Source organism: Streptomyces hilarionis, from assembly GCF_024539675.1.
Classification (GTDB): Bacteria; Actinomycetota; Actinomycetes; order Streptomycetales; family Streptomycetaceae; genus Streptomyces; species Streptomyces hilarionis.
In genome coordinates this window covers 21,099-36,832 of the sequence record NZ_JAHHIT010000094.1, presented here as the reverse complement: position 1 = coordinate 36,832, position 15,734 = coordinate 21,099, and the positions used below count along the sequence as shown (strand labels likewise).

Annotated in this window: 10 protein-coding genes; 3 read left to right on the top strand and 7 right to left on the bottom strand. The window is 73.9% G+C overall.

The window, feature by feature from the left end; genetic code table 11:
* The first annotated feature begins 251 nt into the window (after positions 1-251).
* Positions 252-1,682, top strand: coding sequence for an endo-1,4-beta-xylanase (locus KMS84_RS23165; RefSeq protein ID WP_256918343.1), 1,431 nt, complete (start codon positions 252-254; stop codon positions 1,680-1,682).
* A gap of 150 nt (positions 1,683-1,832) precedes the next feature.
* Here KMS84_RS23165 and exaC read toward each other — a convergent pair whose 3' ends face one another.
* From exaC to xylB, 4 genes are all read right to left on the bottom strand, one after another.
* Entirely contained in the window at positions 1,833-3,356 is a 1,524-nt protein-coding gene (exaC, locus tag KMS84_RS23160; RefSeq protein WP_256918342.1) for an acetaldehyde dehydrogenase ExaC, read from the bottom strand.
* Positions 3,357-3,512: 156 nt separating this feature from the next.
* Positions 3,513-4,796: a GAF domain-containing protein gene (locus KMS84_RS23155; RefSeq protein WP_256918347.1), complete on the bottom strand. Its 1,284-nt coding sequence runs from the start codon at positions 4,794-4,796 to the stop codon at positions 3,513-3,515.
* Positions 4,797-5,214: 418 nt separating this feature from the next.
* On the bottom strand, positions 5,215-6,423 hold the full coding sequence (locus KMS84_RS23150; RefSeq protein WP_256918341.1) for an ROK family transcriptional regulator: 1,209 nt from the start codon (positions 6,421-6,423) through the stop codon (positions 5,215-5,217).
* 75 nt (positions 6,424-6,498) lie between these two features.
* Entirely contained in the window at positions 6,499-7,944 is a 1,446-nt protein-coding gene (xylB, locus tag KMS84_RS23145) for a xylulokinase (protein WP_256918340.1), read from the bottom strand.
* A 140-nt stretch (positions 7,945-8,084) separates the two neighbouring features.
* On the opposite strand from xylB, the gene xylA reads away from it, so the two are divergent.
* Together xylA and KMS84_RS23135 are read left to right on the top strand one after the other, a co-directional pair.
* Complete coding sequence (xylA, locus tag KMS84_RS23140; RefSeq protein WP_256918339.1) at positions 8,085-9,251, top strand: xylose isomerase; 1,167 nt, start codon at positions 8,085-8,087, stop codon at positions 9,249-9,251.
* Between the two features lie 240 nt (positions 9,252-9,491).
* Entirely contained in the window at positions 9,492-9,965 is a 474-nt protein-coding gene (locus KMS84_RS23135) for a hypothetical protein (RefSeq protein ID WP_285893869.1), read from the top strand.
* Positions 9,966-9,971: 6 nt separating this feature from the next.
* On the opposite strand, the gene KMS84_RS23130 is transcribed toward KMS84_RS23135, so the two are convergent.
* The 3 genes from KMS84_RS23130 to KMS84_RS23120 all read right to left on the bottom strand — a co-directional run bounded on the left by KMS84_RS23130 (position 9,972) and on the right by KMS84_RS23120 (position 15,677).
* A complete protein-coding gene (locus tag KMS84_RS23130) occupies positions 9,972-11,315 on the bottom strand; it encodes an esterase-like activity of phytase family protein (RefSeq protein WP_256918338.1) in 1,344 nt (447 codons plus the stop codon).
* A gap of 157 nt (positions 11,316-11,472) precedes the next feature.
* Positions 11,473-12,798 (bottom strand): SWF or SNF family helicase, encoded by a 1,326-nt coding sequence (locus tag KMS84_RS23125; protein ID WP_256918337.1) that lies wholly within the window; start codon positions 12,796-12,798, stop codon positions 11,473-11,475.
* Positions 12,795-15,677: an SCO1167/SCO6262 family helicase gene (locus KMS84_RS23120; RefSeq protein ID WP_256918336.1), complete on the bottom strand. Its 2,883-nt coding sequence runs from the start codon at positions 15,675-15,677 to the stop codon at positions 12,795-12,797. Before KMS84_RS23120 ends, KMS84_RS23125 begins: the two co-directional genes overlap by 4 nt.
* Between the last annotated feature and the right edge of the window lie 57 nt (positions 15,678-15,734).

Here is a 15,734-nt window from a genome sequence, read left to right as displayed (position 1 = left end):
CCCCCCGCCCGCCCGTCATCCGACGGCCATCACCCGTCATCCGTGACCCGACGGCCATCACCCGTCATCCGCGACCCGACGGTTGTCACCTGTCGTCCATGACCCGATGCCGTCCACGACCCGACGGCCGTCATCCCTCGGCCGGCCCACTGCCGTCGCGACGCCGGTCGTGATCGTCCCGTCGCCCTGCTCGCGCCGACGCGTTCCCCGCGCTTCGGTCCTTCCCCGATTTCCCCCTTGGAGGCACAGACATGGGCTCGTATGCCCCTCCCCGACCCGGTGTCCGCCGGAGGATCCGCGGCCTGCTGCTGGCGCAGGCCGTCGGCGCCTTCTGCGTGGTCGCCGCCCTCGTCGCCCCGCCGGCGCACGCCGCCGAGAGCACGCTCGGCGCGGCCGCGGCGCAGAGCGGCCGCTACTTCGGCACCGCCATCGCCTCGGGCAGGCTGGGCGACTCGGCGTACACCTCGATCGCGGGCCGTGAGTTCAACATGGTGACGCCCGAGAACGAGATGAAGATCGACGCCACCGAGCCACAGCGAGGTCAGTTCAACTTCGCCGCCGGTGACCGCGTCTACAACTGGGCGGTGCAGAACGGCAAGAAGGTGCGCGGCCACACGCTGGCCTGGCACTCCCAGCAGCCCGGCTGGATGCAGAGCCTCAGCGGCAGCACGCTGCGCCAGGCGATGATCAGCCACATCAACGGCGTGATGGCCCACTACAAAGGCAAGATCGCCCAGTGGGACGTCGTGAACGAGGCCTTCGCCGACGGCAGTTCGGGAGCCCGGCGCGACTCCAACCTCCAGCGCACCGGCAACGACTGGATCGAGGTCGCCTTCCGCACCGCGCGCGCCGCCGACCCGGCCGCCAAGCTCTGCTACAACGACTACAACGTCGAGAACTGGACCTGGGCCAAGACCCAGGCCATGTACTCCATGGTCCGCGACTTCAAGCAGCGTGGCGTGCCGATCGACTGCGTCGGCTTCCAGTCGCACTTCAACAATGACAGCCCCTACAACAGCAACTTCCGCACCACCCTGCAGAACTTCGCCGCCCTCGGCGTCGACGTGGCCATCACCGAACTCGACATCCAGGGCGCGTCGGCCACGACCTACGCCAACGTGACCAACGACTGCCTGGCCGTGTCGCGCTGCCTCGGCATCACCGTCTGGGGCGTGCGCGACAGCGATTCGTGGCGATCGGAGCAGACCCCGCTGCTCTTCAACAGCGGCGGCGGCAAGAAGCCCGCCTACACCGCCGTCCTCGACGCCCTCAACGGCGGCACCACCACCCCGCCCCCCTCGGACGGCACGGCGATCAAGGGGGTCGGCTCGGGCCGCTGCGTGGACGTGCCCGGCAGCAGCACCGCCGACGGCACCCAGCTCAACCTCTGGGACTGCCACAGCAGCGCCAACCAGCAGTGGACGTCCACCTCGGCCGGCGAGCTCAGGGTCTTCGGCGACAAGTGCCTGGACGCCGCCGGCACCGGCAACGGAGCCAAGGTGCAGATCTACAGCTGCTGGGGCGGCGACAACCAGAAGTGGCGCCTCAACTCCGACGGTTCCATCGTCGGCGTCCAGTCCGGCCTCTGTCTCGACGCCGTGGCGAACGGCACGGCCAACGGCACCCTGCTCCAGCTCTACTCCTGCTCGGGCGGCAGCAACCAGCGCTGGACCCGCTCGTAACAGCTCCCGCACGGTCGCAAGCGAACCGACGAGGCCTTGAGGGCGCGGCTCCCCGGCCGCACCCGAAGGCCTCGTCGGCACCCCGGGGTCGCCGCCGCCCGGCGGCGACCCTCGCGCGCGACGACGCAGCCGACCGACCGAGGCCGTCCGCTAGAAGAAACCGAGCTTCTTCGGCGAGTACGACACCAGCAGGTTCTTGGTCTGCTGGTAGTGCTCCAGCATCATCTTGTGGGTCTCGCGTCCGATTCCGGACTGCTTGTAGCCGCCGAACGCCGCGTGGGCCGGGTAGGCGTGGTAGCAGTTGGTCCACACCCGACCGGCCTGTATCGCCCGGCCGGCGCGGTACGCCGTGTTGATGTCCCGGGTCCAGACGCCTGCCCCCAGTCCGTACGAGGTGTCGTTGGCGATCTTGATGGCGTCGTCGAAGTCGTCGAACGAGGCGACCGACACCACCGGGCCGAAGATCTCCTCCTGGAAGATCCGCATGCGGTTGTCGCCCTCGAAGATCGTCGGCCGGACGTAGTAGCCGCCCTTCAACTCGCCGTCGTACTCAGCGCGTTCGCCGCCGGTGAGGACCTTGGCGCCCTCCTTCCGGCCGATGTCGATGTAGGAGAGGATCTTCGCGAGCTGTTCCCCCGACGCCTGCGCGCCGATCATCGTGTCCGTGTCCAGGGGATGCCCCGGCTTGATCAGCTCGGTGCGGGCCACGGCCGCCTGAAGGAAGTCGCCGTAGTTGCCGCGCTGGATCAGGCCCCGCGACGGGCAGGTGCACACCTCGCCCTGGTTGAGGGCGAACATGGTGAACCCCTCCAGGGCCTTGTCGCGCAGGTCGTCGTCCTTGTCCCACACGTCGTCGAAGAAGAGGTTCGGCGACTTGCCGCCCAGTTCCAGCGTGACCGGCTTCAGGTTCTCGGCCGCGTACTGCATGATCAGCCGGCCCGTGGACGTCTCACCCGTGAACGCGACCTTGGCCACGCGCGGGCTGGACGCGAGCGGCTTGCCCGCCTCCGGTCCGAAGCCGTTGACGATGTTGACCACGCCCGGCGGCAGCAGGTCCGCGACCAGGCTCATCCAGTAGTGCAGCGAGACCGGAGTCTGCTCGGCCGGCTTGATCACCACCGCGTTGCCCGCGGCGAGCGCCGGAGCGAGCTTCCAGGTGGCCATCAGGATCGGGAAGTTCCACGGGATGATCTGCGCCACGACCCCGAGAGGCTCGTGGAAGTGGTACGCCACGGTGTCGCCGTCGACCTCGCTGAGGGAGCCCTCCTGGGCGCGGACAGCGCCGGCGAAGTAGCGGAAGTGGTCGATGGCCAGCGGGATGTCCGCGGCCAGCGTCTCGCGCACCGGCTTGCCGTTCTCCCAGCTCTCCGCCACGGCCAGCGGCTCCAGGTACGCCTCCATGCGGTCGGCGATCTTCAGCAGGATGTCGGAGCGCTCGGTCGCCGAGGTGCGGCCCCAGCCCGGCGCCGCCGCGTGCGCCGCGTCCAGCGCCCGCTCCACGTCCTCCGCGGTGCCGCGCGCCACCTCCGTGAACGTCTCCCCGTTCACCGGCGAGGGGTTCTCGAAATACCGTCCCCGCGCCGGGGGCACGTACTCGCCCCCGATGTAGTGGTCGTAGCGCGCCTGGTAGGAGACGATCGAGCCCTCGCTCCCCGGGGCCGCGTAACGGGTCATCCTGGTCAGCCTCCTTCGGCAGCGCTGTCCGCCGTCGGACAGCTCTGCGCGCGACGCTAGAGAGACGGACGTTGCACTCACGTTGCGCCTCACCCAGCCTCACGGCCGTCGTCCTGACGGCCGTCGCCGCCATGGTCGCCGCCACGGTCGTCGCCCTCATGGTCGTGGCCCTCGCGGACGCGGCCGCTCGCCCGGCGCCGTCAGCTCGCATTCCAGTGCCGTGACGCGGGCCCGCGTAGCGGCGGTCGGACGTGCCGCCGCGAGAGCCCGCCATACGTCGAGGTCGTCCTCGCCCCACGGGGCGTGCGCCCAGTCCGCCAACAGGTCGGGGTCGCCGCAGGCGATCAGCGCGGCGCGCAGACCGTCGGCGAGCCGCCGGCCCAGCCGTGCCACGGCGGGCGCCCGGGACCCCGGCAGCGGTGGCCCGGTGTAGGCCGTCAGCGCCGCCGTGACCGCGCCCGCCGCCAGCTTGCGTTCGACGACGTCCAGGTCCGACTCGACGGCCGCAGTGAGCCGGTAGGGTCGCGAGGCCAGCAACCCGGGTCCCAGCACCCCGCGCAGCCGGGCCAGTTCGGCCCGCAGCGTCACCGGCGTCACCGACTCGTCCTCGTACAGGGCGCACAGCAGCCCGTCGCCCGTGAGGCCTTCGGGGTGACGTGCCAGCAACAGCAGGATCTCGCTGTGCCGGCGGCTCAGCCTGATGCTGCGGCCTCCGGTGGTCAAGCGCGCCTCGTCCCGGCCCAGCACGGTCAGCCGGGACGTCTCGCCGACCGGCGGCTCGGGAGTGAGCAGCGCCAGATGGGCCTCCGCGGCCCGGGCGACGGCCTGCACGAAGCCCAGGCTGTGCGGGTGCGCCAGCCCGTCGCCGCCCGTGATGTCCACGGCGCCCAGCACGCGCCCGGTCCGCGGGTCGTGCACCGGGGCGGCCGCGCACGTCCACGGTTGCACCCGCCGGATGAAGTGCTCGGCCGCGAACACCTGCACGGGACGGTCCAGGGCGACGGCCGTGCCCGGCGCGTTGGTCCCCATCGCGCTCTCCGCCCAGTGCGCGCCGGGCACGAAGTTCATCCGGCCCGCCTGTCGCCGGGTCGCCGCGTGGCCCTCCACCCACAGCAGTCTCCCGCGTGCGTCGCACACGGCCAGCAGATGTTCGCCGTCCGCGGCGAACGTGCCCATCAACTCGCGGAACAGCGGCATCACTCGCGCCAGCGGGTGCTCGCACCGGTAGGCGTCGAGCTCACCGTCGTCCAACTCGACGTGCGCGGCGCCGTCCGGGCCGACGCCCGCCCGCGCGGAACGCCGCCAGGAGTCGGCCACGACGGCCCGCACCGGCCGCGGCACGGTGCCGGCCTCGGTGAACGTCTCGTGCGCGCGGCGCAGGAGACGTACTCGCTCGGCGGGGTCGGCCCCGGGTTCCAGGGCCACCCAGGGATCGGTCAACTGGTCCTCCCGGAAGGCGTTGCGGCGGTGGGTCGGGTTCGGGCGGGATGCGGCTGCGGACATCGTCACGCCGGGGGCGCGGGTCGACAACCGTCCGGGCGACGCTCGGCCGGATCGCCGCCGTCCGATCACGCTACGGTGCCCGCCGGACGGACGGGGAACGCCGCCGAGATCTGTGGACCCATACGCGGTTGGGGACAACTCGCCCACCCGAACGAGGGGTTCCGGTCATGCGGCTGTCAGGCGTTGCGCCACGGGCACCGCACGCGGGGGAGGGAGAGGGAGAGGGAGAGGGAGGTGGCGGGGGCAAGGGCGAGGGGAAGGGACTGGGGCAGGACCCGCCCCGCAGGTTGCCCTCCGGCCCCCGCCCGACACACCCTGCCTGCTGCCTGCCGCCGCTCCGCAGGGCCTCAGGGCCTCAGGCCCGTTCCGCCACCGTCGCCGGGTCGTCCAGCACGGACCGCACCACCGAGTGCGCGGCGCCGAGCAGGGGGCCCTCGGGGCCCAGGCGGGAGACGGCGACCGGGCAGGCGGGGCCGGCCGTGCGCCGGGAGAGCTCCGCCTCCAGCGACGGCAGCAGCCACGGCGCGAGTCCGGCGAGCGCGCCGCCGAGGACGACGCTCTGCGGATCCAGCAGGTTGAGCGCCCCGGTCAGGGCGATGCCGAGGGCCGTTCCCGCCTCGCGCAACGCCCGCCGTACCTCAGGATCGCCGTCCGCGGCCCGCCCCGCGAGGAGGCCGACGCGGTCCTCGCCGGGCTCCAGCCCGGCCGACCGCAGCACCGCCTCCTCGCCGGCGTACTGCTCCAGGCACCCGCGTCCGCCGCACCCGCATGCCGGCCCGTCGGGATGCACCGGCACATGGCCCAGCTCGCCCGCGAAGCCGCGGGTGCCGCGCAGCAGGTCGCCGTCCACGACCAGTGCGGCGCCGATGCCGATCTCGGCCGACACGTGCAGGAAGTTCCGCGGGGTGTCCGCGCCGAGCCAGAGTTCGGCGAGCCCGCCGAAGTTGGCCTCGTTGTCGACCGTCAGCGGGAACTCGCCGGGCAGCAGCGCCCCGAGGTCGACGTTCTGCCAGTCGAGGTTCGGCGCGCGCACCACCGTACGGGCGTCGCGGGCGACGAGGCCGGGGACGGCCACCGCGAGCCCGGCCGGCCACAGTCCCTCGCGCTCGGCCTCGGCGACGACCTGGCGTACGAGCCCGGTCAGTTCCTCGACCACGGGCCCCGGGGCGCGGCCCCGGTTGGCGCCGTGCCGCTCGGCGCGCACGCGTACCTCGCCGCGCAGGTCGACGGCGCAGACCGCCAGGTGGTCGACGCCGACCTCGGCGCCGATGCCCGCCGGGCCGTGCCCGCTGACCGCCAGGGCCGATCCAGGTCGTCCCACCCGGCCGGGGCGCTCGGGGCCGAGTTCCTCGAGCAGGCCGGAGCGTATGAGCTCGTCGACGAGGGTCGAGACGGCCGCCCGGGTCAGACCGATGCGCGAGGCGACTCCCGCGCGCGAGAGCGGTCCCTCGGCGCTGACGGCGTGCATCACCCTGGCCAGATTGCGACGGCGCATGCCCTGCTGGGTGTCGGGCAGCGCGCGTCCCGGGCCGGTCGGCCTGGCCTCGTGCGGCGGTGCGGTCATGCCTCCGTCGATTCGTCGAGTCGTCGTTGCGTCGTCGTGCGTGATCCTCGGGCGTCGGCGTGCGGGCGTCGACGCTCAGCGGGCGTCCGTGCTCCGTTCCAGCAGCGGGGCCGCGTCGGAGAGTACCCCGGCGATCCTGGCCAGCGTCGACTCGTCCCGTTCGACGGCATCGAGGACCGGGCCCCGGGTGGTGTTCCAGCGGCGGGCGACGGCGGCGGGGTCCTCGCCGGTCAGCAGCCCCGCCGCCTGCGCGGCGGCCCCGAGCGCGACGAGTTCCCTGGCCTCGGGGACCTGGACCGGCCGCCCGGACAGCCGGCGCACGGTCTGCTGCCAGGCCTCGCCCCGGGCGCCGCCGCCGATCAGCAGCAGGGGGGCCGAGCGGTCGGCGTCGTCGTCGAGGACGAGGTCGAGCGCGCCGAGCAGCGAGTGCACGGCGCCGTCGTAGGCGGCCTGGAGGAGCTGGCCGGCGGTGGTGTCGTGGCGCAGTCCGTGCAGCAGACCGGAGGCGTTCGGAAGGTTGGGGGTGCGTTCGCCGTCCAGGTAGGGCAGCAGGGTGAGGTGGCTGGTGGGCTCCACCGCCTCGCGGTCCAGCCCGAGCAGGGCGGCGACCCGGTCGACGGCGAGCGTGCAGTTCAGGGTGCAGGCCAGCGGCAGCCAGTCACCGTGGGCGTCGGCGAAACCGGCCACGGTGCCGGAGGGGTCGGTGGGGCGGCGCTTGGCCACCGCGTACACCGTGCCGGAGGTGCCCAGGCTCAGGACCGGCGTGCCGGGGCGCAGCCCGAGGCCCAGGGCCGCCGCCGCGTTGTCGCCGGTGCCCGGGGCGACCAGCGTGCCCTTGGCGAAGGGCAGGTCGTGACTGTCGCGCACGGTGCCGGCGACCTCGCCGGGCCGCACCACGCGCGGGAGCAGCGTGGGGGAGAGCCCCACGTGGGCGAGGATCTCCTCGTCGTACGCCTCGGTCGCCGAAGCCCACCAGCCGGTGCCGGAGGCGTCGCCGCGGTCCGTGGTGCCCTCGCCCGTCAGGCGCTCGGTGAGGTAGTCGTGGGGGAGGCGCACCGCCTTCGTGGCGCGCAGGGCCTCCGGCTCGTTCTCGGCCAGCCACGCCCACTTCGTGACCGTGAAGGATGCCGCGGGCACCGACCCCGTGCGCTCCGCCCAGAACTTCGCGCCGCCCAGCTCCTCGGTCAGCCGACGCGCCTGCGGGGCGGAGCGCACGTCGTTCCACAGCAGCGCCGGACGCACCGGCTCCCCGTGCCCGTCCAGCGTCACCAGGCCGTGCTGCTGGCCGCCGACGGACACCGCGGCCGCCTCGCGGGCCGCGTCGCCGCACTGGTGCAGGGCCTCGCGCAGCGCGTCCCACCACTGGCGCGGGTCGCTCTCACGGCCGGATCCGGAGGAGACCGTGTGCGGCGCCTGGCCGCTCGCGACGACCTCGCCGGTGGCCGCGTCGACGACGAGCGCCTTGGTGGACTGCGTGGACGTGTCCACGCCGACGACGAGCGGACCCTCGGCTGCTGACATCGGGCTCTCCCTCAAGTTTTTCCGCGGCTCTGCGGGATCTGTCTTCCCAGAGATGCGTTGGCATACTAATTTGTAAACCGCCATGACGAAATAGTTCGCCCCCCGTCAGGCACGACAGTCTTCGAGCAAGGAGCCGCGGCATGAGCTACCAGCCCACCCCCGACGACAGGTTCACCTTCGGCCTGTGGACCGTCGGCTGGCAGGGAAGGGACCCGTTCGGCGACGCCACGCGGCGTGCCCTGGACCCGGTCGAGACGGTGACGCGCCTGGCCGAGCTGGGCGCCTACGGCGTGACCTTCCACGACGACGACCTGATCCCCTTCGGGTCCTCCGACAGTGAGCGCGAGGAGCACATCAAGCGCTTCCGTCAGGCCCTGGACACCACCGGCATGACCGTGCCGATGGCCACCACCAACCTCTTCACGCACCCCGTCTTCAAGGACGGCGCGTTCACCGCGAACGACCGCGACGTGCGCCGTTACGCCCTGCGCAAGACGATCCGCAACATCGACCTGGCCGCCGAGCTGGGCGCGAAGATCTACGTCGCCTGGGGCGGCCGTGAGGGCGCGGAGTCCGGCGCCGCCAAGGACGTGCGCGTGGCGCTCGACCGGATGAAGGAGGCCTTCGACCTCCTCGGCGAGTACGTGACCGCCCAGGGCTACGACCTGAAGTTCGCCATCGAGCCCAAGCCGAACGAGCCGCGCGGCGACATCCTGCTGCCCACGGTCGGCCACGCCCTGGCCTTCATCGAGCGCCTGGAGCGTCCGGAGCTGTACGGCGTCAACCCCGAGGTCGGCCACGAGCAGATGGCCGGGCTGAACTTCCCGCACGGCATCGCCCAGGCGCTGTGGGCGGGCAAGCTCTTCCACATCGACCTCAACGGCCAGTCCGGCATCAAGTACGACCAGGACCTGCGCTTCGGCGCCGGTGACCTGCGTGCCGCGTTCTGGCTGGTCGACCTGCTGGAGAGTGCCGGCTACGCGGGTCCGAAGCACTTCGACTTCAAGCCGCCGCGCACCGAGGACCTCGACGGGGTGTGGGCGTCGGCCGAGGGCTGCATGCGCAACTACCTGATCCTCAAGGAGCGCGCGGCCGCCTTCCGCGGCGACCCGGAGGTCCAGGAGGCCCTGCGCGCCTCGCGTCTCGACGAGCTGGCCCAGGCCACCGCCGCCGACGGCCTTCAGGGCCTGCTCGCCGACCGCACCGCCTTCGAGGACTTCGACCCCGAGGCGGCCGCGGCCCGCGGCATGGCCTTCGAGCGGCTGGACCAGCTCGCCATGGACCACCTCCTCGGCGCCCGGGGCTGAGTCCACCGCACACGCGCGCGTGTGCGGTGAGGGGCCGGACGCACGCGCCCTGCGGTGGGGGTCGCAGACGCGCGTGCCCGGTGGGGTCCGCACACGCGCGTGCCGCCGGACGCATCCGTCCGGCGGCGGACGCGGCCGCCGCGCGCAATACGCCGGAATCATGTCCTCCGTGACCTGAACCGGTATCAACTCGCGCGCGGGGGTCGCGTCCCGCACGGGCGCACGGTCACGCTGGACGGCATGGCCCAACCACCCGTACCGCCCCAGCCGCCCGTACCGCCGGGCGGCATGCCGCCTCCCGGTGGTTTCGGACCGCCCACCGCCCCTTTCGCCGCCGTCGGACCGGGCGGCCCGGGGGACCCCGGCGGGCCCGGCAGGCGCAGGAGCCCGCTGCTCGTGGTGCTCGTCCTGCTGGTCGTGGCCGGCGCGGTGCTCGCCGTGGTGCTGATGGCTTCGCGCGACGGCTCCTCGGACGACAGGCCGAGCCCTAACGACAGCGCCACGGCGTCGCCCGAGCCCACCCTCAGCCTGCCGTCGGGACTGCCCGGCGAATTGCCCTCCCACCTGCCGACAGAGCTGCCGACGCAGTTGCCGAGCACTCTGCCGACGCAGTTGCCGAGCACCCTGCCCACCGACCTGCCGAGCGAGCTGCCGAGCGGGTTGCCGAGCGCTCTGGAGTCGCTGTTGTCCCAGGCGGGGGAGCCGGGTTCGTGACAGGCGTCACCAGTTCCGCGGCAGCCGCACGTAGGTGAGCGTCGTCTCGACGCCGCTGTCGACGAGACGGCCCTGTGCGTCGAAGGCGCCCGCGCCGTCCGTCATCCCGAAGTCGTTGTCGTTGACGAGGGCGAGTGTGGTGTGATCCACGCGCGCCACGCCCTCGATCTTCCCGGGCACCCCGGCGACCTCGCCCAGGTCGACGACCAGCCGCTTCGGCAGCACCGGTACGCCCGCGGCGGCCGGATCGGCCAGCTGCTCCAGTGACGGCGTGGTGGCGTCGTCGTCCCAGCGGCTGCCCAGGATGTCCGACGCCCGCCCCAGCCGCACCGCCTGGAGCCGCGCGGCCCGGTCCGTGCGCTCCTCCACCAGCAGCCGGTCGCCGCCCACGGCCACCACCGAGGAGATCTTGAGTTCGGACGTGTCGTCCTCTCCGGGGTCCACCACGCCCACGGGGTCGAAGCGGTACGCGTACTCGGCGGTGACGGCCTTGCGCTTCGGGGAGAAGCGCAGCAGACGCGCCGTGCGCGAGCCCTCTCCGGCCGCGGTGTCCGGGAGCGACAGCGGGCTCTGCACCGCCATGACGAGGTCTCCGCCCGGCAGTTGGGCGAGCCCCTCGAAGCCGCGGTTGGTCTTGCGGTGGAGCAGGACCGCGGGCAGCGCCTCCACCACCGGGTAGTCCGCGCCGGTGAGGTGCAGCCCCGCGGGCACGTAGCGCGTCAGGACCTTCCCGCGCGCGGAGACGTGCACCAGTGAGGGCCCGTACTCGTCGACGAGCCAGAAGGTGCCTTCGTCGGCCCGTACGAGGCCCTCGGTGTCCAGTCCGTTCGGGTTGTAGGACAGAGGCGTCCGCGCGTCGTAGGAGTAGGGCGCCTCGTCACGTCCCGCCTGGTTCGACAGCCCCGTCACGGGCTTGCCCGACGACGTGGTGAGGGGGATCGCCCCCAGCACCTTCACCGTCTTGCCGGACACCCGGATCCGCACGATCGCCGGATCGAACCCGGGCACCGGGAACGTGCGGCGCTTGGCGCCGTCCACCTTGATCTGGCCGTTGGGCCCCCGGTCGGTGACCGTCCAGAACTCGCCCTCGCGACCCGCCGGGTAGATGTCGCTGCCGATGCCGCCCAGGTCCACACCCCGGTCGTCGTCCACCGTGCCGGGCAGCAGGGAGTTGCTGAACGCCCCCAGGGGGATGTCGCCGAGCGTCGCGGTCCGGGTGACGTGCGCGGTCCGGGAGGCCGTTCCGGCGGTGGCCGGTCCTGCGGTGGCGAGCGCGGCCAGCACGGCGAGCGGTGCGGCCGCCGCGACGCAACGGTGGATGCGGCGCCGGCCGGTGACGTGCGGGGACATCGAGCCTCCCAGAGGGCGGATCGGCAAGTGTGCGGACATCGGACAGGGTTGGGGTGGGCGTCGAACGGTGTGCTGCCTCCGGGTGAACGCGGGGCGTCGGCCGTCCGTCGGGCCGACGCCCCGCCGGCGCCGGCGCGCCGGAACGGCGGGGGTGCGTCTAGGAAAGCGCTTCCTCGCCGTCGGGCCACACGACGGCCCAAGCCGACGCCGGGTCGTCGGCCGCTTCCCCCGCAGGCGTCCAGCGACCGTCCTCCTCGCGGTACGGCCACCAGCGCCCGTCCCGTCCCAGCCGCAGTTGGCGGGCCGCACCCACGGCGGTCCACCGGTTCCCGCGCGCCCGCAGCACCGGCCGCTCGTCCTCCTCCCAGGCCGAGTCCAGCGCGGCACGCGCGCGTGCGAGCGCGTCGCCCTCGACGGACCACTCCTCATCGAGGACCGACAGCGCGGCCGCTCCGCCGTACGTCCAGGCGCGCACGGCCGAGGCCAGTTCCCGCCGGTCGCGCCCCGACCCGGCGGCGAGTCGGTCGGCCACGGCCGCGTCAGGGCCGTCCACCGCGTCGAGGACGCCGAGGACCCCCGCTGCCAGCCGTACCGCGTCCTGGGCGAGCGTCCACCGGCCCGCGAGCGGCGCGTCCCGTCCGGCGTCCTCGCGCAGCGCCCGAGCGAGCATCAGGCGCGCCTCCGCGGCCGTCCGCGCCGCGAGGATCTCCAGTGCCGCCGGATCCAGCCCGGCCGGGGCCGGCGCGTCCGTGTCCAGCGAGGGGGGACGGCCCGGTTCCGGCGGTGGTCCGGGTGCGGCGGGCAACGGGGGCAGGATGTCCCCGGCCGCGTAGGCCTCGGCCGCGTCCACGCCGTCCGCCCGCTCCGGCCCGCGTCCGGCGGGGGCGGCGACGCTCCGCGCCTGGAGGTCGTGCAGCAGGACGCCCTCGGCGCGCCCCCGGAGCAGGAGCAGGACGAACGGGTCCTGGTCGAGCAGCCTCGCCACCTGGTAGCAGACCGCCGCGGTATGGCCGCAGTGGTCCCATGCGCCGCAGTCGCACGCGGCCTCCAGGTCGCCCGGTCCCGGGAGGAGGCCGACGCCCGCGGTGACGGCGTCCTCGACCAGATGGGGCGGCATCTCCCGGTCGAGCAGCGCGGCCACGTGCCCGGACCGCTCGCCCGCCAGGTCCAGGAACCGGTCCCACTGCGTGTCCGTGAACACGTCGAGCAGCACGTCCGCCCGGTGCGCCGTGCCGTCGCGGTCCCGGACGACGGCCGTGACGCGTCCCGGCCGGACCGACACGGCGCCCACGGCGCCCGCGCGCGCCAGTCGGCGGCCCGCCCTCACCTGCGTCCCGTCCAGTGCGCCGTCCTCCAGGGCGGACAGCCACGCCCGGCCCCACCGGGTCCGCGCGAAGGCCGTGCCGGGCGCGGGGGGCAAGGCCGCGAAGATCCGTTCCTCGGTGTCGTCGTGGCCGTCGCGGCGCCGGTCGTCCCCGCTCATCGTGCGTCCCCCCCCCGCAGTTCCACCAGGTCGGCCAGCTCGGCGTCCGTCAGCTCGGTCAGCGCCCTCTCCCCGGCCCCGAGGACGGCGTCGGCGAGGTCCTGCTTGCGGCGCAGCATGTCGGCGATGCGGTCCTCGATCGTGCCCTCCGCGATCAGCCGGTGCACCTGCACCGGCCTGGTCTGCCCGATGCGGTACGCGCGGTCGGTGGCCTGCGCCTCGACGGCCGGGTTCCACCACCGGTCGTAGTGCACGACATGCTCCGCGCGCGTGAGGTTGAGGCCGGTGCCCGCCGCCCGCAGCGACAGCAGGAACACGGGCGCCTCACCGTCCTGGAAGCGCCGGACCATGGCCTCGCGCTCGGAGACGGGAACGCCGCCGTGGAGGAACTGGGTGGGCACGCCCCGCGCGGCCAGGTGCTGTTCCAGCAGACGTGCCAGACGTACGTACTGCGTGAAGAGGAGGACGCTCGCGCCCTCGGCGAGGAGGGTGTCGAGCAGCTCGTCGAGGAGCTCCAGCTTCCCCGAGCGCCCGGCGGTCCTCGGCCGCTCCTCCCCGAGGTACTGCGCGGGGTGGTTGCAGATCTGTTTGAGCGCGGTCAGCAGCTTCACGATCAGCCCGCGTCGCGCCATCCCGTCTGCCTCGGCGATGGCCGCCAGCGTCTCGCGCACCACGGCCTCGTACAGTCCCGCCTGCTCCTTCGTGAGCGCCACGGGGTGATCCGTCTCGGTCTTGGGCGGCAGCTCCGGGGCGATCCCGGGATCCGACTTGCGGCGGCGCAGCAGGAAGGGCGCCACCAGCCGTGCCAGGCGCTCGGCCGCGGCGGGATCGCGCCCGCTCTCGACCACCCGCGCGTACCGGGCCCGGAAGGCCGCCGGACGGCCCAGCAGCCCCGGCGTCGTCCAGTCCAGGATGGCCCACAGTTCCGACAGGTTGTTCTCCACGGGGGTGCCGGTGAGCGCCACGCGCGCGCGTGCGTCGATCGTGCGCAGGGCCCGCGCGGTCGCCGAGCAGGGGTTCTTGACGTGCTGCGCCTCGTCCGCGACGACCAGCCCCCATGCCGTCCGGCCGAGCCGGTCCGCGTCCAGCCGCAGCGTGCCGTACGTGGTGAGCACGAACTCCCCGTCGCCCAGTCTCTCCAGGTCGCGCCGGGGGCCGTGGAAGCGGCGCACCGGCGTGCCGGGCGCGAACCTCTCGATCTCCCGCTGCCAGTTGCCCATCAGGGAGGCCGGACAGACCACGAGCGTGGGGCCGGTCGCGGAGGGGTCCGTCTGCCGGTGCAGGTGGAGCGCGATCAGTGTGACGGTCTTGCCGAGTCCCATGTCGTCCGCCAGGCAGCAGCCCAGTCCGAGCGAGGTGGTCCGGGCCAGCCAGGTCAGGCCGCGCCGCTGGTAGTCGCGCAGGGTCGCCTCGAGCGCGGCGGGCTGCTCGACGCTCTCCTGCTCGTCGGGGTTCGTCAACCGCTCCCGCAGGGCCGCCAGCCACCCGGTGGGCCGCACGTCGACCCGGTGGCCGTCGACCTCCGTGGAGCCCGTCAGGGCGGCGCTCAGGGCGTCCACGGGCGTCATCCCGAGCGCCCGGCGGTCGCGCGCCCGTCGCAGTTCCCCCGGGTCGATCAGGACCCACTGGTCGCGCAGCCGCACCAGCGGCCGGTCCGCCTCCGCCAGGCGGTCCATTTCGTCCCGCGTCAGCCGCCGGTCGCCCAGCCCGAACCACCAGGTGAGACCCACCCGCGCGTCCGACGACCGGAAGGACGGTGTGGGCGAACCGGCGCGGGGGGGTTCCGGGCCTTCGTGCGGCGGCCCCACGACCACGCGGGTCGTCAGCGTGCGGGCGAGTTCCTTCGGCCAGTGCACCTCCACACCGGCGCTCGCGAGGGCTCGCGAACCCTCCGCGAGGAGCTCGACCACCTCGTCGTCCAGGAGGTCGACCGCCTCCGGGACGGTGGCGTTCAGCAGGGGGGCGAGCGGCGGCCAGGCCCGGGCCGCCCGACGCAGCGCGAGCAGGGCCTCCCTCCGCGCGTGGGGGCCCGATGCTCCGGGCAGGACGCTCGGGTCGGCCCAGAACGCGGCGGCGTCCGCGACGCGCGCGGGCTCGCTCACGCTGTGCACCTGCGGCACGGCCCGCAGCCGCGAAGCCGGTCCACCGCTCTCGGCGGACGCCGGTCCGCCGTCCCTCGGGGACAGGTCGAGCCCGGGGGCCTCGATCCGCAGCGAGATGCGTACGCCGGCCTCGTGCGCGCCGCGGACGTCTGCGGCCCACGCGCGAAGTTCCGGAGCGGGCCGCGTGGTGGGCGCCGCGTAGGCGGGGTGACCGGTCAGGAGAGGTGCGGCGGGGGTGCGGGGGAGGCAGTCCGCGACGGCGTCCAGGAAGGCGCGCAGAAGACGTTCGGGATCGGGAAGCCGCAGCGGTGTGCTCTCGTCGACGGGGACGGCATGCGCTTCGGGCGGCATGGAGGCGGCCAGCCTGCATACCTGCTCGAGGTCGTGCGCGTCCAGCGGTCCCATCCGCCATGCGTCGTGGTCCTGCGCGGACAGGCCGGGCAGGAGCAGGCCGCGCGCGGCGCACCGCAGGGCCAGCAGGACGGCCGCGCTCCAGAAGGCGGTGGACCGGTGGGCGTCGGGCTCGGCCCGCGCGTGGGTGAGCACGGGCAGGGCGTCGCGCACCGGGAGCACCACGGCCGGCACGCGGCCCAGGGAGACGCCGGCGCCGAGCGGTCGGACCAGGCGCAGGTGACGGGCGGCCGCCGGTGGGGCGGCGGACGGAGCCTTCTCGCCGTCGGGGCGCCAGAACGCGACGCCGCCGGTGCGCGCCGGAACGCCGGGGAGGAAGACGGCGCGACAACGGGTCAGTTCGGAGATCTCGGACGGTGCTTCCACGGGAACCCTCTGCGCGGAGATGAGGCCTCTCCTCAAATTTGACTACGTGGACGGGGC